Raw genomic sequence first — 23681 nt, 5'->3', positions numbered from 1 at the left:
TCAGGCCGGGTCGCGCGGCTGCAGCATGTAGCCGATGCCGCGCAGGGTGGTGATGGCGGCGCCGTTACTGGCGACCTTGTCGAGCTTCTTGCGCACGCGGTGGATGTACAGCTCGATGGCGTCGACGTTGGCGTCGTCCGACAGCGCGAACACTTCGTCGAACAGTTTTTCCTTCGGCACCGCGCGGCCCGGGCGGGTGATCAGCGCTTCGAGCACCGCGTGCTCGCGCGGCGTCAGCGCCAGCGGCGCGCCGTCGTAGGTGAACATGCGCGTGACGGTGTCGAACGACAGCGCGCCGCACTGGTGCACCAGCGCTTCGTTGCCCTGGCTGCGCCGCAGCAGCGCTTTCACGCGCGCCTCCAGCTCGGCCAGTTCGAACGGCTTGGCCAGGTAATCGTCGGCGCCCAGGTTCAGGCCCTGCACGCGTTCTTCCAGTCCGCCGCGCGCGGTCAGGATCAGCACCGGCGTCTTGGCGCGCGGGCCGCCGCGCGCGCGCAGCCGGCGCAGCACTTCCAGCCCGTCCATCTTGGGCAGGGTCAGGTCCAGCAGCACCAGCGAATAGTCCTGGGTGTGCAGCAGGGCGTCGGCGTCGGCTCCGTTGGTCGCCGTTTCGACGGTGAGCTTGGCGTCGCGCAGGGCCTTGGCCAGCCAGTGGGACAGTTCGAGGTGGTCTTCAACTAAAAGTATGCGCATGGGGTGAAGTGTAAGCCCAACTGTGATCTTTGCGCTACAGGCGGGGCTGAAAGCGAATTGAAAGGATGGGAGCCATATAGTATGGCCAGAAACACCAGCATTCAAAACCATAACTAACGTCCAGGAGACATTTAATGAAGAAGTCCGTCCTTTCGCTCGCCGTTTTCGCAGCCCTCGCCACCGCCGGCGCGGCCCACGCGCAATCCAACGTCCAGGTCTACGGCCTGCTCGACGTGGGCGTCGAAGAACTGAATCATGCCAACGCGAACCAGAACACCGTCACCAAGGTCATCTCAGGCGGCAAGAACACGTCGCGCTGGGGATTCCGCGGCACCGAAGACCTGGGCAGCGGCCTGAAAGCCGTGTGGAACCTCGAAGGCGGCATCCTGATGGACACCGGCGCGGCGGACGGCGCGATGTTCAAGCGCCAGGCCTACGTCGGCCTCGAAGGCGGTTTCGGCCGCCTCGTGATCGGCCGTTCGTTCACCACCACCTACGACTTCGTCATCCTGTTCGACCCGCTCGGCTACGCGCCGAACTACTCGTGGGCGACCTCGTCGAACGCGACCGGCCCGTCGAAATACGGCATGACCACCGCCTTCGACAACCTGGTCAAGTACTCGGGCAGCACCGGCGAATTCAAATACGGCGCGACCATTGGCCTGGGTGAAGTCGCCGGCAGCGCCGCCGACAGCCGCAAGTATGCTGTGGGCGGTTCGTGGACCCACGCCGGCCTTGGGCTGATGGCCGCCTACGAGCAGATCAACGGCAACACCGTTGTCGCCACCGGCAACCGCGACGAAACCAAAGCCTACCACCTGGCCGCCGACTACAAGACCAACGACTGGCGCTTGACCGCCGGCATGCGTGGCTACAAGCTGGTGGCCGGCAAAGCCGCCACCGCCGACGTGCGCGCCGATACCTACTGGGGCGGCGTGAGCTACTACATCAAGCCGGCCATCACCGTGACCGGCGCGGTCTACCACGTCAACGTCAAGGAAGTCGCGGCCGGCCAGGACGCCGATCCGACCATGTACGTCGCGCGCATCCTGTACGCGCTGTCCAAGCGCACCGACCTGTACACCTCGGCCGCTTACGCCAAGGCCAAGAACGGCAAGCTGGTCGGCCTGTCGCGCGACGATGCCGGCTTCGGCAACTCGCAGACCGGCGTCACCGTCGGCATCCAGCACCGCTTCTAAGGCGACCAGATGAACGCCCGCCTGCCGTTGTTCGCCGCTGTCGTCCTGCTGCTGGCAGCGGGCGGCGCCGCGCGCGCGGCCGACGCCGAGTGCATCGTGCCGTCCAAGCCGGGCGGCGCGATGGACCTGACCTGCAAGCTGGCGCAGAAGGCCCTGCACGGCAACGGCCCGATGCGGCTGAACTACATGCCGGGCGGGATCGGCGCCGTGGCCTGGCATACGCTGGTGTCGCAGCGCGCCAGCGAGCCGAACACCCTGGTCGCGTTTTCGGGCGGTTCGCTGCTCAATCTCGCGCAGGGCAAGTTCGGCAAGGCCAAGGCGTCGGACGTGCGCTGGGTCGCGGCGCTGGGCGCGGACTACGGCATGATCGCGGTGCGCTCCGACTCGCAGTACAAGACGCTGGCCGAACTGCTGGCGGCGCTGAAGAAGCATCCCGAAAAGGTGCTGATCGGCGTGTCCGGCACCATCGGCAGCCAGGACTGGCTGAAGATGGCGCTGGTGGCCAGGCTGGCGGGCGTCGACCCGAAGGTGCTGCGTTTCGTGGCACTCGAAGGCGGCGGCGAATCGTTCACCGCGCTCGACGCCAGCTTCGTCCAGGTGGTGTCGGGCGACGCGTCGGAAGCGTCGCTGTACGCCGGCGCCGGCAAGGTGCGGGTGCTGGCGGTGCTGTCGGAGAAACGCCTGCCGGGCATTCTTGCCGGCGCGCCGACCGCGCGCGAGCAGGGCATCGACGTGGTGTGGCCGATCATCCGCGGCGTGTGGATGGGGCCGAAGGTTTCCGATGCCGATTATCGGCGCTGGGTGCATGCCTTCGAACAGGCGGAAGCGAATCCCGAGTTCGCGCAAATCCGCGCATCGTATGGGTTTTACCCGTTCAGCATGACGGGCGAAGCATTGACGCAGTATGTGACAAAAGCGATCGACGATTACAACCGGCAGGCCAGGCAGTTCAAGCTGGTCCGCTAAAAAAACATAAACCAGGAGACGAGACATGAAACTTACCAAGACCATTTTGAGCGCTGCCATCGCAGCGACCCTGGCCGGCGCCGCAATGAGCGCGTTCGCCCAGGTCCCGGCCGGCTATCCGGCCGACTACCAGAAGCTGATCGACGGCGCCAAGAAGGAAGGCAAGCTGGTGATCTACGGCGCCACCGACAGCAAGGCCACCCAGCCGCTGATCAAGGACTTCAGTGCGTTGTACCCGGGCATCACCGTCGAATACAACGACATGAATTCGACTGAAGTGTACAACCGCTTCATCTCCGAAGCGGCGGCCGGCGGCAATACCGCCGACGTGATGTGGTCGTCGGCGATGGACCTGCAGGTCAAGCTGGCGTCGGAAGGCCACGCGATGGCCTACAAATCGGTCGAAGCGTCGAAGATCCCTGGCTGGGCGGTGTGGAACGACATGGCCTACGGCACCACGTTCGAGCCGGCGGCCATCGTCTACAACAAGCGCCTGGTCGATGCCAAGGAAGTGCCGCAGACGCACGCCGAATTCGCCAAGCTGATCACGGCCGAAAAGTTCAAGGACAAGGTCACTACCTACGACATCGAGAAATCGGGCGTCGGCTTCATGTTCATGACCCAGGATGCGCAGGACTATCCGCAGTTCCCGGTACTGGCACAGGCCCTCGGCACGGCGCGCGTGCGCGTGCAGTCGTCGACCGGCACCATGCTCGAACGGATCTCGTCCGGCGAGAACCTGATCGGCTACAACGTGCTCGGCTCCTACGCGCTGGTGCGCGCCAAGACCGACCCGTCGATTGGCATCGTCCTGCCGAAGGACTACACGCTGATCATCTCGCGCGTCCAGTTCATCAACAAGGCGGCCAAGAACCCGAACGCGGCAAAGCTGTGGATCGACTACATGCTGTCGCACCGCGGCCAGACCGTGATCGCCAACGAATCGAAGCTGTATGCGATCCGCGCCGACGTCAAGGGCGAAACCACTTCGGCCGACCTGATCAAGCTGATCGGCGAGAAGAACATCAAGCCGGTGCCGGTCGGACCAGCCGTGCTGACCTACCTGGCGCCTGCCAAGCGCATGGCCTTCCTGAAGCAGTGGAAGGAAACTGGCGGTAAGAAGTAATTTGCAAGATGGCGGGCCGCGGCGCGGCCTGCCTTGTCGGTCGCCGTACCCCATCCTTCATCGGGAAATTCTCATGTCTACCTTATCCTTGTCCGGATCGCGCAGCCTTAACTGGCCGCGCGGCCTGGTGGTGACGCTCACCTGTATCGCCGTCTTCCTGCCGCTCGCGCTGATCTTCTACCAAAGCTTCCTGTCGGCGCCGTTCTTCATGCCGACCAAGGTGCTTGGGCTGGAAGCCTACCAGTTCATCTTCGACGACTCCGACTTCTGGATGGCGGCCAAGAACGGCTTCATCCTGGCCACGGGCCTGGCCGCGATCGCCGTGCCGCTGGGCGCCATGCTGGCATTCCTGATGATCCGCACCGACCTGCCGGGCCGCGGCTGGATCGCGCCGCTGCTGCTGGTGCCGATCTTCGTGTCGCCGATGGTGATGGGCTTCGGCTACGTCGTCTCGATGGGACCGGTCGGCTTCTACTCGACCTGGGCCAAGCAGCTGCTCGGCTTCGTGCCCTGGAATATCTACTCGTTCACCAGCATTGTCGTCATCGCCGGCCTGACCCACGTGCCGCACGTCTACCTGTACGCCTCGTCGGCGCTCAAGAGCCTGGGCTCGGACGTCGAGGAAGCCGCCCGCGTGGCCGGCGCCTCGCCGCTGCAGGTGATGCTCAACGTGTCGCTGCCGATGATCATGCCGGCGCTGGCGTATGCCGGCGTTCTGGTGTTCTTCCTCGGTTTCGAAGTGTTCGGCCTGGTGCTGGTGCTGGGCGACCCGGAAGGCCACCTGGTGCTGGCGACCTACCTGTACAAGCTGACCAACAAGCTCGGCACCCCGTCGTACCATCTGATGGCCGCCGTCGCGGTGTGCCTGGTGATGGTGACGATGCCGCTGGTGATGGCGCAGCGCTGGCTGCTCAAGTCGGCCAATAAATACGTCTCGATCAAGGGCAAGGGCGCGCGCCAGAAGGTGATGCCGCTGGGCCGCTGGAAGTGGATCGCGTTTGCGCTGCTGGCCGGCTGGCTGATCTTCACGATCATCATGCCGATCAGCGGCATCGTGCTGCGCTCCTTCGTGCAGTACTGGGGCGAGGGCGTGCACCTGGCCGACGTGCTGACCCTGCAGCACTTCCGCGACATCTTCGAGCAGCCGTCGCTGATGCGCGGCATCTTCAACACGATCCTGATCGGCGTGGTCGGCGGCGCGCTGGCCGTGGCCTGCTACAGCGCGATCGCACTGGCGATGCATCGCAAGCCGGACGGCATCACCCGCCTGCTCGATTACAGCGTGCTGGTGCCGCGCGCCGTGCCTGGCCTGCTGGCCGGCCTGGCCTTCCTGTGGGTGTTCCTGTTCGTCCCGAGCTGGCTCGATGGGATGCTCCAGGGTAGCGACAGCGGCATCGCGGTGTACCTGCACGAGCACCTGATCCCGGCGCTGCGCGCGGTGCGCTCGACCATCTTCGCCCTGTGGCTGGCGTATTCGGTGGTGTGGCTGGCCTACGGCATGCGCCTGATTTCGACCGCGCTGCTGCAGGTCGGACCGGAACTGGAAGAAGCGGCGCGGGCGGTGGGCGCGAGCCGCGGCCAGGTGACGCGCGACGTCACGCTGCCGCTGGTCAAATTCGGCCTGCTGGGCGCCTGGCTGATGGTGTTCCTGATTTTCGAGCGCGAATATTCGACCGGCGTCTACCTGCTGTCGCCGGGTACCGAAGTGATTGGCGCAATGCTGGTATCGTTGTGGGCGGGCGGTTCGACGGACCTCGTGGCCGCGCTCTCCTTCATCAACATCACACTGGTTGCGATCGGCCTCGGCCTCGCGTTGCGCTTCGGCGTCAAGCTGCATAACTAATATACGATCATGAAACGAGACCTCAACATGAATGAACTGTCCGTCACCGACCTGCACCTGGACTACGGCACGGGCGCTTCCGCCAACCCTATCCTCAAGGGCGTATCGATGCACCTGCAGCGCGGCGAAGTGGTGGCGCTGCTCGGGCCTTCGGGCAGCGGCAAGACCACCTTGCTGCGCGCGGTGGCCGGCCTGGAAAGCCCGAAGCTGGGTACCATCGACATCGGCGAGCGCCGCGTGTTCGACGGCGCCTCCGGCATGGAGATGCCGGCCGAAGCGCGCAACCTGGGCCTGGTGTTCCAGTCGTACGCGCTGTGGCCGCACAAGACGGTGTTCGACAACGTCGCTTACGGCCTCAAATTGCGCAAGATGGCAAAGAACGAGATCGAAGCGAAGGTCAACGACGTGCTGGCGCAGCTTGGCTTGGGCCACCTCGGAGCCCGCTTCCCGCACCAGCTGTCTGGCGGCCAGCAGCAGCGCGTGGCGATCGCGCGCGCGCTGGTGTACAACCCGCCGGTGATCCTGCTCGACGAGCCGCTGTCGAACCTCGACGCCAAGCTGCGCGAGGAAGCGCGCGCTTTCCTGCGCGAGCTGATCGTCCGCCTCGGCCTGTCGGCGCTGATGGTCACGCACGACCAGGCCGAAGCCATGGCGATTTCGGACCGCATCCTGCTGCTCAATAACGGCAAGATCGAGCAGCAGGGCAGCCCGCAAAGCATGTACGAGACGCCGGACACGCTGTTCACCGCCGAATTCATGGGCAGTAACAACCGCCTGCCGGGCAAGGTGGTCAGCCGCGACGGCGCCAATGTGCAGCTGGTGGTCGACGGCGTGCCGATGAAGGGTACCGCGCGCGGCGCCAACACCGGCGCCGACGTTCAGCCGCTGATCCGCGTCGAGGAAGTGCGCGTCAGCCCGACCCCGGTCGACAATGCGCTCGAATTGCCGCTGCTGACCTGCATGTACCTGGGCGATCGCTGGGAGTGCCTGTTCACGCGCGGCGAATTGAGCCTGCGCGCCTACTCGAAATACCGCCTCGACCCGGGCAACTACTGGCTGCACATGCCGGCCGATAAGCTCTGGGTATTTTGAAGCCATCCGAGCAGCTTCCGCTGCTTGGCGCATTGCTGCTCGCGCTGATCGCGGCGCAGCTGTGCGTGTGGCTCGACACGCCGCTGCCGTGGATGATCGGGCCGCTGTTCGCCACCGCCGCGGCCTGCATGTTCGGCGCGCAGCTGCATGCACCGGTGCAGGTGCGCTGCGCCGGCCAGTGGGCGATCGGCACCGCGCTTGGACTGTACTTCACGGCGCCGGTGTTGGCGGTGCTGGCGTCGTACGCCGGCTGGATCGTGCTCGCGGTGCTGTTTGCGATGGTGCTGGGCGCCTTGTCCGGCAAGCTCCTGCAGCGCCTCTCCGGCGCCGACAAGGTGACGTCGTTCTTCGCGATGGCAGTCGGCGGCGCCTCCGAGATGGCGGCGCAGGGCGAGCGCCATGGCGCCGCGGTCGAACGCGTGGCGGCCGCGCACAGCCTGCGCATCATGATGGTGGTGGCGACGATTCCGTGGGCGATCCGCTGGTGGAGCGGCCATGGCCTTGGTCCCGGCCTCGACATGTACGTGCCCGGCGCGGCGGAGGTCCACTACGGTTACCTGCTGATCCTGGTGGCGCTGACTGTGCTCGGCGCGCTCGCGATGATGCGCATCGACGTGCCCAACGCCTGGGTGATCGGGCCTTTGTTCGTGGCGCTGATGCTGACCGCGAGCGGTATCAACCTGAGCCGGCTGCCGGAATGGATGATTCGCCTCGGCCAGCTGTTTATCGGCGTCTCGCTCGGCACGCGCTTCACGCCGGCGTTCGTCCACACGGCGCCGCGCTACATGGCCAGCGTGGCGATCTGCACCTTGTTGATGATGGTACTCGGCGCCGGCTTCGGCACCGGGCTGGCGGCGTGGGCGGGCATCAATCCCGGCGTCGCGATCCTGGCGACTTCGCCGGGCGGCATTGCCGAGATGTCGCTGACGGCGCGCGTGCTGCACCTGGGCGTGCCCATCGTCACCGCGTTCCACGTCTCGCGCATGGTGTGCGTGGTGTTGCTGATCGGACCGTTGTACCGGCTGGTCATTCACGAGGATTGAAAATCGGTCGCGCGCCGCTATGATGAAAAGATCATCGACGATAGCGAGGTGATTGCCATGAAGCGAATAATTCTGATGGCGGCGATGCTGGTGACGGCAACGGCTGCCTACCCGCAAGAAGCCAAGTTCATCAATTCGTCGGACATCAAATGGGAAGACGGTCCCCCTTCGTTGCCGAAGGGGGGCAAGGTCGCGGTGCTATTCGGCGACCCATCCAAGGACGGACCATTTTTAATGCGCGCGAAGATGCCGGCTGGCTACATGGTGGCGCCGCATTTTCACACCAATGGCGAGAGCCTGACGGTGCTTAGCGGCGCGCTGTATATCGGCATGAGCGACACGGTCGACAAGAAAACGGCGCAGGCGCTCAAGGCCGGCGGCTTCCACCACATGCCGGGCAAGGTGCATCATTACGCGTTCACCAAGGCGCCGACCGTGCTGCAAATTGCTGGCGACGGGCCGTTCGACATCAACTATCTGAATGCCGCGGACGATCCGCGCACCAAGAAGTAAGCTTGCGGCGCAGACCAACGCCCGGGGCCAGGTCCGCCGGACCTGACTCCGAACTTCAGAGGGCGACCAGGATCTCCCACGACCCTGGATCGCGCTGATGGACGAAGCGAACCACCGAATCGACCGTCACCGTGTCGATGCGTCCCGCCATGCGCCGCTCGAACGGCTGGTCGTCGAATGAGACGTTGGCGCGGAACATGCGCGCGCCCAGCCGCGTCATCGCCGGAATGTCGATCGTGATCGGCGCGAAGCCGGCCAGCTTGAGCCATGCTTGCGCCTGCGCGCGCCCGTCGATCGGCAGGTCCGATACGCTCGCGGCCCAGGTCTCGAGCAGCCACTGGTTCGAGTTCTGGTAACTGGTCGCAAACGGAAACGCCAGCATGTTGTAGCGCTCGTCGTGCAGCCGCAGCGGCGTGGTCGACGCCAGCATCGCGGCGATACGCTGCTGCACCTGCGGGCTCGGAACGACGATGCGCGTCTCGTAGGCGTGCATGTCGTCCAGGAAGAAGTTGCCCAGGCCTTCGTCGAACAGCGCCGACTGCGCGGTGCCGCAGCGGTTCAGTTCATGCACCACCAGCCAGCGTCCCTGCGGATGGTCGCGCCACACGTAGCCCATGTGCGAGTAGCGCAGGCCGTACTTCGACAGGTCCTGGCCGGCGCGCGCGATCAGCGCCACCTGGGCGCCGGACTTGTCCAGCGCCGTCATGGTGCGCTCGGCCAGCGTCATTGCCTTGACGAAGGTGGCGACGTCGGTCTTCTTCGGCTCGCACGATGTGCCGGCCGATGCGAGGCCGGTGGCCAGCGAGGCGGCGAGGATCGCCATGGTGAGCAGGCGCCGCACGGTCAACCCCTGGCGCTGACGCGCGAGTGGTGCAGCAGCGCCTTGCCCATCTCGTTCGGGATGAAGGCGAGCACCTTTCCGGCCGAGACCAGCATGCAGCCGGTGGACGTTGCGACCACGTTGACCGAGGCGCCGGCCGCCAGCGACGCCTCGCGCGCCGCGCTTCCGGACAGGCGGATCGTCGCGCGCGACGCGTCGGACACGCCGACAAGCACCACAACACTGACGTCGCCCGTCGCGACGACGCTGTCGACCACCACCGTGCCCGACGCCGCCACCGCCGACAGCGAGCCGTAGACCACCGTCGCCGAACCTTCCGTCACCAGTTCCGACGCGTTGGACATGTCGGTGCTGCCTTGTTGTTCGGCGGCGCCGGCTGCCAACGAGCAGCACAGCAGCATCAGGACGATCGGTTTCATGGTCAGGCTTTCTTGAGGGAGGGCCGGGTTGGCAAAATCATCATTGGCGATTTTGGCGCGCCGCTCAAGTCATGCCGGGGAAGTATCGCGGCGCAATCCCGTACGTATCGTTTGACGCACCGCAGTGTTCCGGGGAAACATTGTTTGTTCGGAGCGGCAATGTGCGATAGATTACGGGTCTGACCAAAGGGATACTTCCAGCATGAGCAAACCGAGCCAATTTTCCCTGTTAGCGCAGCGCCGTTTCGCGCCGTTTTTCTGGACCCAGTTTTTCGGCGCCTTCAACGACAACCTGTTCAAGACCGCGCTGCTGGTGATGCTGACTTTCGACGCGCTGGCCTGGACCTCGATCAGCGCGGCGACGCTCAACATCGTCATCCCGGCGCTGTTCATCCTGCCATACGTGGTGTTCTCCGCGACGGCCGGCCAGATCGCCGACAAGGTCGAGAAGTCGCGCCTGGCGCGCTTCGTCAAGTGGCTCGAACTGGCGATCATGCTCGTCGCCGGCATCGGCTGGATGACGCACACGCTGTGGGTGCTGGTGGCCGCGGTGGTCGGCATGGGCGTGCACTCCACGCTGTTCGGGCCCGTCAAATATGCTTACCTGCCGCAGAACCTGAAGTCCGAAGAGCTGGTGGGCGGGAACGGCGTGATCGAGATGGGCACCTTCGTCGGCATCCTGCTCGGCGAGATTTTCGGCGCGCTGCTGGTGTCGCACAAACCGTTCGGCATCGAGATGGTGGCCGCCGGCACGCTGTTCTTCGCGGTGCTCGGCCTGATCGCCAGCTATCGGATCCCGCTGTCGCCGGCGCCGGAGCCGAACCTGGTCATCAGCGCCAACCCGTTCGCCGAGTCGCTGCGCAACCTCGCTTTCTCGCGCCAGAACCGCACGGTGTTCCTTTCGATGCTCGGGAACTCGTGGTTCTGGTTCTACGGCGCGCTGATGCTGTCGCAGTTCCCTGTGTACGCAAAGGACTACCTGCACGGCGACCATGGCGTGTTCGTGCTGCTGTTGACGGTGTTCTCGCTGGGGATCGGCACCGGCTCGCTGCTGTGCGAGCGGCTGTCCGGCCACAAGGTCGAAATCGGGCTGGTGCCGTTTGGCTCGATTGGCCTGTCGGTATTCGGCATCGACCTTTACTTCGCCAGCCTGGCCTACGCGAATACGGCGGCGGTCGATGTCGCGGGCCTGCTGCATCAGACGGGCGTGATGCGCATCCTGGCCGACGTTGTGCTGATCGGCGTGTTCGGCGGCTTCTTCATCGTCCCGCTGTTCGCGCTGATCCAGACGCGCTGCGATCCGCGCCACGTGTCGCGCACGATCGCCGGCATGAACATCATGAATGCGCTGTTCATGGTGATGTCGGCGCTGGTGGCGATGGTGCTGCTGCACTTCGGCGCGACGATCCCCGAGATGTTCCTGGCCACCGCGGTGCTGAATGCGCTGGTGGCGGTGTACATCTTCTCGCTGGTGCCGGAATTCCTGATCCGCTTCCTCGCCTGGATGCTGATCCACACGATCCACCGCGTGAAAGTGGAGGGCGCCGACCGCATTCCCGAAAGCGGCCCCGCGGTCCTGGTCTGCAACCACGTCAGCTACGTCGACGCGCTGGTGATCGGCGCCGCGAGTCCGCGTCCAATCCGCTTCGTCATGGACCACAAGATTTTCGCGATGCCGGTGATGGGCTGGATTTTCCGCTCCGCGAAGGCGATCCCGATCGCGTCGGCGAAGGAAGACCCGTGGCTGATGGAGAAGGCTTACGTCGACATCGCCAAGGCGCTGCACGACGGCGACCTGGTGTGCATTTTCCCGGAGGGGAAGCTGACCGGCACGGGCGAGATGAACGAGTTCCGCGGCGGCGTCGCCAAGATCGTCGAGCGCAGCGAAGTGCCGGTGATCCCGATGGCCTTGCGCGGACTATGGGGCAGCGTGTTCACGCGTGATCCGAACAACCTCTTTGGACGCGTCTTCACCCGCGGCCCGCGCTCGCAGCTGGCCCTGGCGGTCGGCGCCCCGGTAGCGCCGCAGGAAGTCACCCCCGAGTACCTGCACCAGCAAGTAAAAGAGCTGCGCGGCGAGTGGAAGTAGTGGCAGTGGCCGGGGTCTGGTCCGGCGGGCCTGACCCCATCTTCAGCGTCTCCTCAATGCTCCAGCGACCGCCGGTTTTGCGTCAACCCCGCCCCCCGCAATGCTGGCAATTCTGGCAAACCCAATGTTATAATTCCGACCTCGTCGGGGCGTAGCGCAGCCTGGTAGCGTACTTGCATGGGGTGCAAGGGGTCGTGTGTTCGAATCACACCGTCCCGACCAATAGAATCAATCACTTAGGCCAGCTTCTCAGCTGGCCTTTTTCAATTCAGGTTAGGTCAGCCGGTTTTAGCTTTAGGGACGAATGCTGCGCGTATTGCCCCACCGCTTGTCCGCCGAATTTCAACTTGGCCGGCACCCGCGTGACGGAGCGACGGAGCAGGGCGTTTAGTAACGAGGAACTGACGGAGTTGATCCCGTGCTGAGGGATCAGACAGAATGCCATAGGCGCCGCACAACGTCCTTTGGAGACAGACACGACCGCTGATAGGCAGGTTCTCGTTCGCGCCGCTGATCCGAACAATCCGCCATACTTGTTGATATGACTCTAGATTGGGGACGGAACATGCGGGTGCGGACTAAGCTGGAAGGTGATACTTGGGGAGGACAATCCTCGTGTCATTCCTGATCCTCACTCGGGCTGGGCTGCGCGACTTCCTGGGCCATCCACCCGGCGTGGACGCCGTTGTTTACCTCAATCCTGACGCCGCTGCCGAAGGCGAGATGGAGCGACTTCGCGCCGCCGGCGTTCAGGTCACCCTGTTGACGCGCCCCATCGATCCAACCGACGAAGACGATATCGCCGCGGCGTTACGAGAAGCCAGCGGCGAGGGCGCCGTGGTTTGGCTTGAACGCAGCGCGCCGTCTCAACCTCTTGCGCAAGCGCCAGCAGCCGCGAATCGCGTGCCTGCGCGCCGTCTTGGTGGCGCCGCCGGCAAGGTCGCCGGCGACGCCTGGCGCTTCATCGGCCGTCAGCTGCGCGGCGGCCCCTCGCTGATGATCATCCCCTACATCGGCTACGGCAACGCCACCATGCTGAGCGTGCGCGGGCGCGTCCTCGACGAACATGCGTTCCGGCCGCAGGGTTTGGAAGACAGCGGCTGGCGCAACCTGGCGGCGCTCTACCAGCGGCTGGAGTCGGACGAAGTGCGCGGCACCCGCGTGCGCGCCAGCTTCCTCGGCGCCCAATACGAGACCCTCACTGATCGCGGCGGCTACTTCCAGTTCGAGATCGCGCTGCCGGCGCCGCTCGAACGCAGCGGCTGGCATTCGGTCGCCCTCGATCTACCCGACGCCGCAGCCAGCGCGCCGGTCCGCGCCACCGCCGAAGTGCTGGTGCCGCCGGCGTCGGCCAAATTCGGCGTGATCAGCGACATCGACGACACGGTGGTGTGGACCAACGTGACCAACAAATTCAACATGGCCATGATGCTGGCGCGCCTCAATCCGCACACGCGCCGCCCGTTCAAGGGCGTGGCCGCGTTTTACCGCGCCTTGCACGAGGGCGCGGCCGGCAACGAAGCCAATCCGGTGTTCTACGTGTCGAGCAGTCCGTGGCACCTGTTCGAGCCGCTGGTCGAGTTCATGCGCCTGCAGGGGATTCCGCTCGGCCCGCTGCTGCTGCGCGAATTGAGCTTCGGCGCGCTGATCAAGCCTGAACTGTCGCGCAATCACAAGCTCGAAAAAATCGAGGCGATCCTGCGCGCGTATCCGGACCTGAAGTTCGTCCTGATCGGCGACAGCGGCGAGCGCGATCCCGAAATCTACGCCGAGATCCTGCGTCGCCATCCGCATTCGGTGCGCGTCATCTACATCCGCAACGTCAATCCGGACCCGTCGCGGATCGATGCGGTCGACCGGCTGACGGAGGAGGTCAGCAACTCCGGCGCGCAGCTGGTGCTGGCGGCCGACAGCGTCGCCGCGGCCTCGCACGCGGCGGCCGAGGGCCTGATCCGCGTGGAGGCGCTGGCCTTGGTCCGCGCGGACAAGAAGGCGGGCGCGCCGGCTGCGGCGGAGGGCGGCGGATCGGCGGAGTAATTGTCGTCGGCTGGCGCGGCGCCGCGACCGCATTAATGTAACAATCCGCCGTGCCTGGAGACAAGATCCCGCTGTTTTGCTACACTGCACGCTGTCGTTGCCCTGTCCTGGCGCAACCGTCTTGTCGGCCTGATACTCGCCGGCACCGCTAGCTCTGTTCACACTCGTGGACCACCCTGCTCACTGACCCCGCATCCAATTGCCAATTGCGCAATCGCCCCGGTCATGCGCGACCGCCTTCCGCCTTGTCGCCGCACCTCTCCTGTTATTCATTTCACCATCAGGTTCGGCCTTAAGGAACGAAGCATGATTTACGAATTTGACGGCGGTTCGCCCGGCCGCAGTTCTGTAGGAAGTTTCACCGCCGCCCTGTATGGAATTGCGAGGCCAAAAATGTTCAAGATTCCCAACGCGGGCGGGCGCTGCGTCCCTGCTCGCATCTTTCCGTTCAGCGATCAGGTGGTCGCCGGCGTGCCGCCGGTCGCCCCCGGCAATGCCATGCTGTGCCGCATCCCTACCGGCCCTGGTATCTCGTCGCGACCCGATCTCGGCGCGTCCGGCGACAAGGACCGTCATGACTGACGCCGATTTCAAAGCCGTTGCGCCCGCGAAGCCGCCGCTGCGCGTGCTTGTGGTCGACCGCAATGCAGAGATGCTGGATCTGCTCGGCACGCTACTGGAGCACCACGGCTGCTCGGTCTCCTGCACCCCCTGTGCGGATGAGGCGCTGGCGCTGGCGACGCAATTCCGCCCGCATGCCGTCTGCTCGAGCATTGTCCTGGGCCGCGTGGACGGGTTCACGCTGGCGAGCCGCCTGCGCGCGCTGCCGGAAACCGCGGCGAGCTTGCTGATCGCCGTCTCTGGCCGGCAGCACCCGGAAGACCAGGCCAACGCGCTTGCTGCGGGTTTCGACCATTTCATCGCCAAGCCCTTCATGCTGGATGAGGTGATAACACCGCTGAACGCGCTGCGCCTATCCTTGAACCCACCTGCCTGAACGCTGGCTGTTTCGGAATGCGAGCGACCGGCTAACTGAGGTGGACAGCACGCTGCGCCGGCGCTGGTGCGCCAGGACAAGAAAGCCGGCGACCCGGGCGCGGCGGATAAAGGCGGAACGAGCGTCAACCCGCCGAATCGTTCAGCCGTTAAACATTGGCATCTCCGGTGTCTCTTTCATTGATTTCTTTAAAGGATGAATTATGAAAACATTGTTGACCCTGGCCGCCGCCAGCCTGATCGCCATTTCCACTTCCGCGTTTGCCTCGCCGCAGGCTCCCGCGACCGCGCCGGTCGCCACCACGGCGGCGCCGACGGCCAAGATGACGCGCGCCGAGCGCAAGGCCGCCAAGAAGCAAATCGAAGCCGACGAGAAAATGGCGATGGCGGAGTGCAAAAAAATGAAGGGCGACGAGAAGAAGGCTTGCAAGAAGGAAGCCGAAGCCAAGGAGAAGGCTGCAAAGGCGGAGCTCAAGGCGAAGCCGTAATCGTGCCGCTGTATGGGGTCGGGTCCCTGCGACCTGACCCCGAATTTGTCGACGCCGCGCGAACGCTCCTTCAGCGCCGTCGAAACGGGATCGAACCGCTCACTGCAGCTTGAGCTGGTCGAACCGGAATCCTATCTGCTCAAGCGCCTGCGCCGCGCCGTCGAGCGTGTCGAACACCTGCGCGTCCAGCGTTTTCACGTCGAGCAGCATGCCGGCGTCGCCCTTTGCGCCGCTCAGCCGCACGGTCCAGCCCGACCGGCTCATCGGCACGCGGATCAGCACTGCCGCGCTCAGCCGGCCGAGCGAGAAGTCGCGCCTCGCCTGTTCCATCGTTCGATTGCATTCGATCATCGGTTCCCTAAACAACGCAGACCGCGTTGTGATGCGGATTGCGCGAATAAAACGCGTAAGGTGTGTCAATCGACAAGATTGTAATATACACTTCACGTCGACAGGCATTCCGGCCGCACTCTCGCCGGATCGCCTTTGACTGCGCCGGCGCTCACCGCCGCGCCCCCCCGCTTGCCGACCCGCGGTTCCCCGACTGCCCCGGTCTTGCGCGACCGCTTCCTGCCTCGTCGCTGCTCTTATCCCTGCCAATTCACCGACCGGTTCGGCTTTCAAGGAACGCAGCATGATGTACGAATTCGACGGCGGCCCGTTCGGCCGCTGCTTCATAGAGAGCTACACGTCCGGTCTGCACGGATTCGCCAGGCCGAAGATGTTCAAGGTAACCAGCGCGGAAGGGCGGTTCGCCGCCGCGCACACGTTTCAGTTCAGCGACAAGGCGCCGGCCGGCGTGTCGCATGCCGCGCCGCCGACCAATGCGACGCTGTGCCGCATCGCGATCGCGCAGTTTCGCGTCGCCACGAACGATCCGAACCACGCCACCGTTGCCGCGCTGGATCTCGCGCTGGCGCCGTTCGACGGTCCGATGGTCAACGGTCGCGGCACGGTGCTCACGGGCCCAGGGTTCATGCCGCTGCCCGACAAGGCGGCGACCCGCGCGCGGGCGCCGTTAAAAATCGCGGCGGGGCCGCAGGATCATGCGCCGGCCGCGGCCACTTCGGCGGCTGGTCCCGCGGATCTGCCGCCGTCCTGACCGGCCGCGCCCAAAGAATGCCGTCGTTTCCACGCCCAGCAGCTGCAGTAGCGATGACCCCGGCCTTTGGGCAGCGGCGTCAGCGCGGCACCACCTCCAGGACGATCTTCCCGACGTGCGAGCTCGATTCCATCAGCGCGTGCGCCTTCGCCGCCTGATCGAGCGGGAAGGTCTGGTAAATCACCGGCTTGATCTTGCCCGCGTCCAGCAGCGGCCACACATGCTTGCGCAGGTTGTCGGCGATCTTCGCCTTGAACGACAGCGGCCGCGGACGCAGGGTCGACCCGGTCACAGTGAGGCGCCGGATCAGGATCTGCCCCAGCGGCACGGTCGCCTTGCCGCCCCCGAGCAGCGCGATGAACACCAGCCGGCCGTCGTCGGCCAGGCAGCTGATCTCGCGCGGCACATAGTCGCCGCCCACCATGTCGAGGATCACGTCGACGCCCTTGCCGCCGGTCTCCGCCTTGACGATCTCGACGAAGTCCTCGGTCTTGTAATTGATCGCGCGGTCGGCCCCCAGCGCCTCGCAGGCGCGGCACTTCTCGTCCGAGCCGGCGGTGGCGAACACCTTGTGCCCGAGCGCCTTGGCCAGCTGGATCGCCGTCACGCCGATGCCCGACGAGCCGCCTTGCACCAGTAAAGTTTCGCCCTCGGCCAGCCCGGCGCGGTCGAACACGTTGCTCCACACGGTGAAGAAGGTCTCCGGCAGCGACGCCGCCTCGATCGCGCTCATGCCCTTCGGAATCGGCAGGCACAGCTCCAGCGCCGCCGCGCAATACTCCGCGTAGCCGCCGCCCTGCACCAGCGCGCACACCATGTCGCCCTTCTTGAAATCGCTGCCGTTGAGGTCCCCATCGACGATCTCGCCGGCGATTTCCAGCCCCGGCAGGTCGGAGGCGCCCTTCGGCACCGGATAATTGCCGGTCCGCTGCAGCACGTCGGGCCGGTTGATGCCGGCGGCGTGCACCTTGATCAGCACGTGGCCGGGCGCCAGTTCCGGCATCGGCCGCTGGCACGGTTGCAGGACGTCGGGTGGGCCGGGCTGGGTAATTTCGATTGCGCGCATTGCTGCTTCTCCTTGTTTGAATTATCGAAAGCATACAACGGGAGCGGCGCCGCAGTAGCCCGTTGGGGCCATCTGGCTAATCTTGACCGTGGTCAATGAGCAAACATGGGCCGCGTCGATATCATGGCCTTCGCGTCATCGCCATTGGTTAAAAGAGCGAGCTGCAACTAGAGCGTACTTTGTCGGGCATAATTAAAACAGAGTGATTCTTCGGAGAGTAGTGCCATGAGCAAAGCATTAGAAGGAGTTCGCATCCTCGACTTCACACACGTGCAGTCTGGCCCGACCTGCACCCAGCTGCTGGCCTGGTTCGGCGCCGACGTGATCAAGGTCGAACGGGCCGGCGAAGGCGACGCCACGCGCGGCCAGTTGCGCGACATCCCCGGCGTCGACAGCCTGTATTTCACCATGCTGAATCACAACAAGCGCTCGATCACGCTCGACACCAAGAAAGCGGCCGGCAAGGAAGTGCTGGAAACGCTGATCAAGGATTGCGACGTGCTGGTCGAGAACTTCGCGCCCGGCGCGCTGGACCGCATGGGCTTTTCGTGGGAACGCATCCAGGAACTCAATCCGAAGATGATCGTCGCGTCGGTCAAGGGCTTCGGCCCGGGCCCGTACGAGCATTGCAAGGTCTACGAGAACGTCGCCCAGTGCGCCGGCGGCTCGGCCGCCACCACCGGCTTCGCCGACGGCCCGCCGACGGTCACCGGCGCGCAGATCGGCGACAGCGGCAGCGGCCTGCACCTGGCGCTCGGCATCGTCACCGCGCTGTACCAGCGCACCGTCACCGGCCGCGGCCAGAAGGTGCTGACCTCGATGCAGGACGCGGTGCTGAACCTGTGCCGCGTCAAGCTGCGCGATCAGCAGCGCCTCGAGCGCACCGGCGTGATGGAAGAATACCCGCAATACCCGAACGGCGAGTTCGGCGACTCGGTGCCGCGCGCCGGCAACGCCTCCGGCGGCGGCCAGCCGGGCTGGATCCTCAAGTGCAAGGGCTGGGAGACCGACCCGAACGCCTACATCTACTTCGTCGCGCAGTCGCAGGCCTGGGGCGCGATCTGCCGCGTGATCGGCAAGGAAGACTGGATCTCGCATCCCGATTACGCGACCCCGCGCGCGCGCCTGCCGCGCCTGATGGAGATCTTCGCGACGGTCGAGGAGTGGACCAAGACCCTGACCAAGTTCGAGGCGATGGACGCGATGAACAAGTTCGACATCCCGTGCGGACCGATCCTGTCGATGAAGGAAATCGCCGAGGAACCTTCGCTGCGCGAGACCGGCACCATCGTCGAAGTCGATCACCCCGAGCGCGGCAAGTACCTCACGGTGGGCAACCCGATCAAGCTGTCGGACAGCCCGACCCGCGTCGAGCGTTCGCCGCTGCTGGGCGAGCACACCGACGAAGTGCTGTCCCAGCTTGGCTACAATGCCGACCAGATCGCGCTGCTGCGCGCGGAACACGTAATTTGATGGACGAACAAGGGGACGCCCGCAACGGCGCTCCCGGATTTTTTTAACAGAGGCCGCGACCACGATCGCGACCCTCGGGCCCACAAGGCCTGCAGAGACCAGGAACAGAGTATGGGACAGATGATCATTCCGATTAAAGTTGAAGGCGCGTCGCGCCAGCGCAAGCGCGAAGCGCCGAAAGGCCGCCGGGTCGATCCCGCCGCGCTGGCGCAGGTGCAGGCGCTGCTCGGGGACGAGTCGCGCAACGCCGACATGCTCATCGAACACCTGCACAAGATCCAGGACACCTACAACTGCCTGTCGGCCGAACACCTCGCCGCGCTGGCCGCCGAAATGAAGCTGGCCCAGACCGAAGTCTACGAAGTGGCCACTTTCTACCACCACTTCGACGTGGTGAAAGAGGGCGGCGAAGCGCCTGCCGCGATGACCGTGCGCGTCTGCGACGGCCTGTCGTGCGAAATGGCCGGCGCCAAGGACCTGATCGCCAGGCTGCCGGCGATCCTCGGCCGCGACGTGCGCGTCATCGCCGCGCCATGCGTCGGCCGCTGCGAGCAGGCGCCAGTGGCCGTCATCGGCCAGCATCCGGTGCCGCATGCGACGGTGGAAGAAGTCGCCGCCAAGGTCGAAGCGAAAGTCGTCACCCACACCCACACCGGCCATATCGACTACGCCGGCTACAAGGCCAATGGCGGTTACCGGCTGCTGCGCGACTGCGTCGGCGGCGTGCGCGACGTCGAAGGCATCATCAGGACGATGGAAACCTCGGGCCTGCGCGGCCTGGGCGGCGCCGGCTTCCCGGCCGGCCGCAAGTGGCGCATCGTGCGCAACGAAGCCGGCCCGCGCCTCATGGCCATCAACATCGACGAAGGCGAGCCAGGCACCTTCAAGGACCGCTTCTACCTCGAGCAGGACCCGCACCGCTTCATCGAAGGCGCCCTGATCGCTGCATGGGCGGTCGGCATCGAGACCATCTACATCTACCTGCGCGACGAATACCACGGCTGCCGCGGCATGCTCGAAGCCGAGCTGGCCGCGCTGCGCGCCGATCCGCCGCTGCCGAATATGCCCGAGATCATCCTGCGCCGCGGCGCCGGCGCCTACATCTGCGGCGAAGAATCCGCGATGATCGAGTCGATCGAAGGCAAGCGCGGCATGCCGCGCCTGCGTCCGCCGTACGTGGCGCAGGTCGGCCTGTTCGGCCGTCCGACCCTGGAACACAACTTCGAAACGCTGCACTGGGTGCGCGAGATCATCGAGAAGGGCGGCGAGTGGTTCAGCAGCTTCGGCGCCAACGGCCGCAAGGGCCTGCGCTCGTTCTCGGTATCGGGCCGCGTCAAGAACCCGGGCGTGAAGCTGGCTCCGGCCGGCATCACCATCCAGCAGCTGATCGACGACCACTGCGGCGGCATGCTGGAAGGCCAGACCTTGTACGGCTACCTGCCGGGCGGCGCCTCGGGCGGCATCCTGCCCGCGTCGCTGAACGACATCCCGCTCGACTTCGACACGCTGCAGCCGTACGGCTGCTTCATCGGATCGGCCTCGGTGATCGTGCTGTCGAACCTCGACACCGCCACCGAAGCGGCGCGCAACATGATGAACTTCTTCAAGCACGAATCCTGCGGACAGTGCACCCCATGCCGCGTCGGCACCGCCAAGACCCACGCGATCATCGAGAAGCCGCACTGGGACCTGGGCATGCTGGCCGACCTGTCGCAAGTGATGCGTGACGCATCGATTTGCGGCCTGGGCCAGGCAGCGCCGAATCCGGTCGACTGCGTCATCAAATATTTTCCGCACGAGTTGGGATAAGAGACACCATGAACGCGATTACCCGTAACGAAATGGCGCAGATCGTTGTGCCGACCGTCACCTTCGAACTGAACGGCCGTGAAGTCACCGGCCGCGCCAGCGAAACCATCATCGAGATCGCCGACCGCGAAGGCGTCGAGATCCCGCGCCTGTGCTACAAGGAAGGCCTCGACGTGGCCGGCAACTGCCGCTCCTGCATGGTCGAGATTAACGGCGAGCGCGTGCTGGCGCCGTCGTGCTGCCGCTTCCCGACCGAAGGAATGAAGGTCAACTCGGTCAGCGACCGCGCCGTCGCCGCCCAGAAGATGGTGCTCGAGCTCCTGCTGTCGGACATGCCGGAAACCGAATACACCCGCAACAACGAAGTCGACCAGTGGGCCGCGAAGCTCGAAGTGGGCAAGCCGCGCTTCGAAGCGCGCGCCCGCGTCGCGCCCGACCTGTCGCACGCGGCGATCGCCGTCAACCTCGACGCCTGCATCCAGTGCACCCGCTGCGTGCGCGCCTGCCGCGACGAGCAGATGAACGACGTGATCGGCCTGTCGCTGCGCGGCGAAGGCACCAAGATCGTGTTCGACATGGACGACCCGATGGGCAACTCTACCTGCGTCGCTTGCGGCGAATGCGTGCAGGCCTGCCCGACCGGCGCCCTGATGCCGGCGCGCGAAGTCGCGCTGACGGTGCCGGACAAGCAGGTCGAGTCACTGTGCCCGTTCTGCGGCGTCGGCTGCCAGCTGACCTACAACGTCAAGGACGACAAGATCCTTTACGTCGAAGGCCGCGACGGTCCCGCGAACGCCAGCCGCCTGTGCGTCAAGGGCCGCTACGGCTTCGACTACGCGCACCACCCGCACCGCCTGACCATGCCGCTGATCCGCCGCGCCGACGCGCCGAAGCGCGGTGACGTCGAGATGGATCCGAGCCGCGTGATGGAATACTTCCGCGAAGCGAGCTGGGAAGAAGCGCTGGAACTGGCCGGCGGCAAGCTGGCGCAGATCCGCGACACCTACGGCAAAAAATCGCTGGCCGGCTTCGGCTCGGCCAAAGGCTCGAACGAAGAAGCCTACCTGTTCCAGAAACTGGTGCGCACCGGCTTCGGCTCGAACAACGTCGACCACTGCACCCGCCTGTGCCACGCCTCGTCGGTCGTCGCGCTGCTCGAAGGTATCGGCTCGGGCGCCGTCTCGAACCCTGTGATGGACGTGACCAAGGCCGAGGTGATTATCATCATCGGCGCCAACCCGACCGTCAATCACCCGGTCGCCGCGACCTGGATCAAGAACGCCGTCGCCAACGGCTCCAAGCTGGTCGTGATGGATCCGCGCCGCTCCGAACTGGCGCGCATGTCGCACCGCTTCCTGCAGTTCAAGCCGGACACCGACGTCGCCATGCTCAACGCGATGATGCACGTGATCGTCCACGAAAACCTGGTCGACCAGGAATTCATCGACAGCCGCACCATCGGCTACGAAGACCTGAAGAAGAACGTCGAAGGCTACAGCCCTGAGCTGATGGCGCCGATCTGCGGCATCGACGCCGAAACGCTGCGCTATACGGCGCGCCTGTATGCGACCTCGAAGGCGTCGATCATCCTGTGGGGCATGGGCGTGTCGCAGCACGTGCACGGCACCGACAACGCGCGCTGCCTGATCGCGCTGGCGCTGATGACCGGCCAGATCGGCCGCGACGGCACCGGCCTGCATCCGCTGCGCGGCCAGAACAACGTGCAGGGCGCCTCCGACGCCGGCCTGATCCCGATGATGTATCCGGACTATCAGCACGTGACCGATCCGAAAGTCCAGGCCAGTTTCGAGAAGGCATGGAAACTGGAGCCGGGCACGCTCGACTCCACGCCCGGCCTGACCGTGGTCGAGGTCATGCACGCGATCAAGAAGGGCGGCGTGCGCGGCATGTACGTGATGGGCGAGAACCCGGCGATGTCCGATCCGGACGCCAACCACGCCCGCGACGCGCTGGCTTCGCTCGACCACCTGGTGGTGCAGGACATCTTCCTGACCGAGACCTGCTACCTGGCCGACGTGATCCTGCCGGCCACCGCCTTCCCCGAGAAGGACGGCACTTTCACCAACACCGACCGCCTGGTGCAGATGGGCCGCAAGGCCGTCAACGCGCCTGGCGAAGCGAAACCGGACCTGTGGATCATCCAGCAGATCGCGAACCGCATGGGCCTCGACTGGCAGTACAAGCACGTGTCGGAAGTGTTCGACGAGATGCGCCACACCATGCCTAGCATCGGCGGCATCACGTGGGATCGCCTCGAGCGCGAGCACGCTGTCACGTATCCGTGCGTGAAAGAGGGCGATCCTGGCCAGTCGGTGGTGTTCACCGAGACCTTCCCGCGTGAATCGGGCCGCGCGAAGTTTGTCCCGGCCGACATCATCCCGGCGGCCGAACGTCCAGATCCCGAGTACCCGATGGTGCTGATCACCGGTCGCCAGCTCGAACACTGGCACACCGGCAGCATGACGCGCCGCGCGCTCGTGCTCGACGCGCTAGAGCCGGATCCGGTCGCCCTGATCCACCCGCTCGACCTGGCGGACATGGGCGGCCAGCCTGGCGACATCGTCACCATCGAATCGCGCCGCGGCGTCGTGCAGCTGTACGCGCGCGCCGACGAAAGCTCGCCGCGCGGGGCAGTGTTCGTCCCGTTCTGCTACTACGAAGCGGCGATCAACCGGCTGACCAACGCCGCGCTCGATCCGTTCGCGAAGATCCCGGAGTTCAAGTACTGCGCGATCCGCATCACGCTGGGCGGCGATGCGCCGGTGCAGGGAACTTACGGTGGCGGCCAGGTGCTGGCCGCAACGGAGTTGGCGCGCGCCGCACGCTAACGTAAAAGTTCAGCAAAGTTGGGGCCAGGTCCTTCGG

The 23681-nt window shown here is 65.3% G+C and carries 21 protein-coding genes and 1 tRNA gene; 17 read left to right on the top strand and 5 right to left on the bottom strand.

The window, feature by feature from the left end:
- Positions 1-693 (bottom strand): response regulator, encoded by a 693-nt coding sequence (locus tag AC1D02_RS06735; RefSeq protein WP_477314995.1) that lies wholly within the window; start codon positions 691-693, stop codon positions 1-3.
- A gap of 134 nt (positions 694-827) precedes the next feature.
- Between AC1D02_RS06735 and AC1D02_RS06730 the strand changes: the two genes are divergently transcribed.
- The 7 genes from AC1D02_RS06730 (at position 828) to AC1D02_RS06700 (ending at position 8475) form a co-directional block, all read left to right on the top strand.
- Positions 828-1892 (top strand): porin, encoded by a 1065-nt coding sequence (locus tag AC1D02_RS06730; RefSeq protein ID WP_477314993.1) that lies wholly within the window; start codon positions 828-830, stop codon positions 1890-1892.
- 9 nt (positions 1893-1901) lie between these two features.
- Positions 1902-2858, top strand: coding sequence for a tripartite tricarboxylate transporter substrate binding protein (locus AC1D02_RS06725; RefSeq protein WP_477314991.1), 957 nt, complete (start codon positions 1902-1904; stop codon positions 2856-2858).
- Positions 2859-2883: 25 nt separating this feature from the next.
- The gene (locus tag AC1D02_RS06720; RefSeq protein WP_477314989.1) at positions 2884-3984 is read left to right on the top strand and encodes an ABC transporter substrate-binding protein; all 1101 of its coding nucleotides are present in this window, start codon (positions 2884-2886) and stop codon (positions 3982-3984) included.
- A 73-nt stretch (positions 3985-4057) separates the two neighbouring features.
- Positions 4058-5827: an ABC transporter permease gene (locus tag AC1D02_RS06715; RefSeq protein ID WP_477314987.1), complete on the top strand. Its 1770-nt coding sequence runs from the start codon at positions 4058-4060 to the stop codon at positions 5825-5827.
- Positions 5828-5854: 27 nt separating this feature from the next.
- Positions 5855-6919 (top strand): ABC transporter ATP-binding protein, encoded by a 1065-nt coding sequence (locus tag AC1D02_RS06710; protein ID WP_477314985.1) that lies wholly within the window; start codon positions 5855-5857, stop codon positions 6917-6919.
- Positions 6916-7962, top strand: a complete 1047-nt coding sequence (locus tag AC1D02_RS06705) for an AbrB family transcriptional regulator (protein ID WP_477314983.1) — start codon at positions 6916-6918, stop codon at positions 7960-7962. Before AC1D02_RS06710 ends, AC1D02_RS06705 begins: the two co-directional genes overlap by 4 nt.
- A 57-nt stretch (positions 7963-8019) precedes the next feature.
- Positions 8020-8475, top strand: a complete 456-nt coding sequence (locus AC1D02_RS06700; protein ID WP_477314981.1) for a cupin domain-containing protein — start codon at positions 8020-8022, stop codon at positions 8473-8475.
- A gap of 55 nt (positions 8476-8530) precedes the next feature.
- Here AC1D02_RS06700 and AC1D02_RS06695 read toward each other — a convergent pair whose 3' ends face one another.
- Both AC1D02_RS06695 and AC1D02_RS06690 read right to left on the bottom strand, forming a co-directional pair.
- Positions 8531-9316 (bottom strand): DUF2145 domain-containing protein, encoded by a 786-nt coding sequence (locus tag AC1D02_RS06695; protein ID WP_477314979.1) that lies wholly within the window; start codon positions 9314-9316, stop codon positions 8531-8533.
- A 2-nt stretch (positions 9317-9318) separates the two neighbouring features.
- The gene (locus AC1D02_RS06690; protein ID WP_477314977.1) at positions 9319-9735 is read right to left on the bottom strand and encodes a hypothetical protein; all 417 of its coding nucleotides are present in this window, start codon (positions 9733-9735) and stop codon (positions 9319-9321) included.
- Positions 9736-9937: 202 nt separating this feature from the next.
- Between AC1D02_RS06690 and AC1D02_RS06685 the strand changes: the two genes are divergently transcribed.
- From AC1D02_RS06685 to AC1D02_RS06660, 6 genes are all read left to right on the top strand, one after another.
- Positions 9938-11824, top strand: a complete 1887-nt coding sequence (locus AC1D02_RS06685; RefSeq protein WP_477314975.1) for an MFS transporter — start codon at positions 9938-9940, stop codon at positions 11822-11824.
- 145 nt (positions 11825-11969) lie between these two features.
- Positions 11970-12046: transfer RNA gene (locus AC1D02_RS06680), tRNA-Pro, on the top strand.
- A 393-nt stretch (positions 12047-12439) separates the two neighbouring features.
- Positions 12440-13861, top strand: coding sequence for an App1 family protein (locus AC1D02_RS06675; protein WP_477314973.1), 1422 nt, complete (start codon positions 12440-12442; stop codon positions 13859-13861).
- A gap of 306 nt (positions 13862-14167) precedes the next feature.
- Complete coding sequence (locus AC1D02_RS06670; protein WP_477314971.1) at positions 14168-14443, top strand: hypothetical protein; 276 nt, start codon at positions 14168-14170, stop codon at positions 14441-14443.
- On the top strand, positions 14436-14858 hold the full coding sequence (locus AC1D02_RS06665) for a response regulator (protein ID WP_477314969.1): 423 nt from the start codon (positions 14436-14438) through the stop codon (positions 14856-14858). The genes AC1D02_RS06670 and AC1D02_RS06665 overlap by 8 nt, the downstream gene beginning before the upstream one ends.
- A gap of 202 nt (positions 14859-15060) precedes the next feature.
- Complete coding sequence (locus AC1D02_RS06660; protein WP_477314967.1) at positions 15061-15345, top strand: hypothetical protein; 285 nt, start codon at positions 15061-15063, stop codon at positions 15343-15345.
- Positions 15346-15444: 99 nt separating this feature from the next.
- Here the strand turns inward: AC1D02_RS06660 and AC1D02_RS06655 are convergent, their stop codons facing one another.
- Entirely contained in the window at positions 15445-15675 is a 231-nt protein-coding gene (locus tag AC1D02_RS06655) for a hypothetical protein (protein ID WP_477314965.1), read from the bottom strand.
- Positions 15676-15979: 304 nt separating this feature from the next.
- On the opposite strand from AC1D02_RS06655, the gene AC1D02_RS06650 reads away from it, so the two are divergent.
- Positions 15980-16447 (top strand): hypothetical protein, encoded by a 468-nt coding sequence (locus tag AC1D02_RS06650; RefSeq protein ID WP_477314963.1) that lies wholly within the window; start codon positions 15980-15982, stop codon positions 16445-16447.
- A gap of 79 nt (positions 16448-16526) precedes the next feature.
- Here the strand turns inward: AC1D02_RS06650 and AC1D02_RS06645 are convergent, their stop codons facing one another.
- Complete coding sequence (locus AC1D02_RS06645; RefSeq protein ID WP_477314961.1) at positions 16527-17513, bottom strand: NAD(P)H-quinone oxidoreductase; 987 nt, start codon at positions 17511-17513, stop codon at positions 16527-16529.
- A gap of 225 nt (positions 17514-17738) precedes the next feature.
- Between AC1D02_RS06645 and frc the strand changes: the two genes are divergently transcribed.
- The 3 genes from frc to fdhF all read left to right on the top strand — a co-directional run bounded on the left by frc (position 17739) and on the right by fdhF (position 23644).
- A complete protein-coding gene (gene frc / locus AC1D02_RS06640; protein ID WP_477314959.1) occupies positions 17739-18986 on the top strand; it encodes a formyl-CoA transferase in 1248 nt (415 codons plus the stop codon).
- A gap of 111 nt (positions 18987-19097) precedes the next feature.
- Positions 19098-20795 carry an NADH-ubiquinone oxidoreductase-F iron-sulfur binding region domain-containing protein gene (locus AC1D02_RS06635; protein ID WP_477314957.1) on the top strand — a complete coding sequence of 566 codons (1698 nt, stop codon included), beginning with the start codon at positions 19098-19100 and terminating at the stop codon, positions 20793-20795.
- A gap of 8 nt (positions 20796-20803) precedes the next feature.
- Positions 20804-23644: a formate dehydrogenase subunit alpha gene (gene fdhF / locus AC1D02_RS06630; RefSeq protein ID WP_477314955.1), complete on the top strand. Its 2841-nt coding sequence runs from the start codon at positions 20804-20806 to the stop codon at positions 23642-23644.
- The last annotated feature ends 37 nt before the right edge of the window (positions 23645-23681 follow it).

This window comes from Massilia sp. P1_C10, assembly GCF_056406475.1.
The sequence above is the reverse complement of the archived record's forward strand: the minus strand, read 5'-3'. Positions and strand labels throughout refer to the sequence as shown.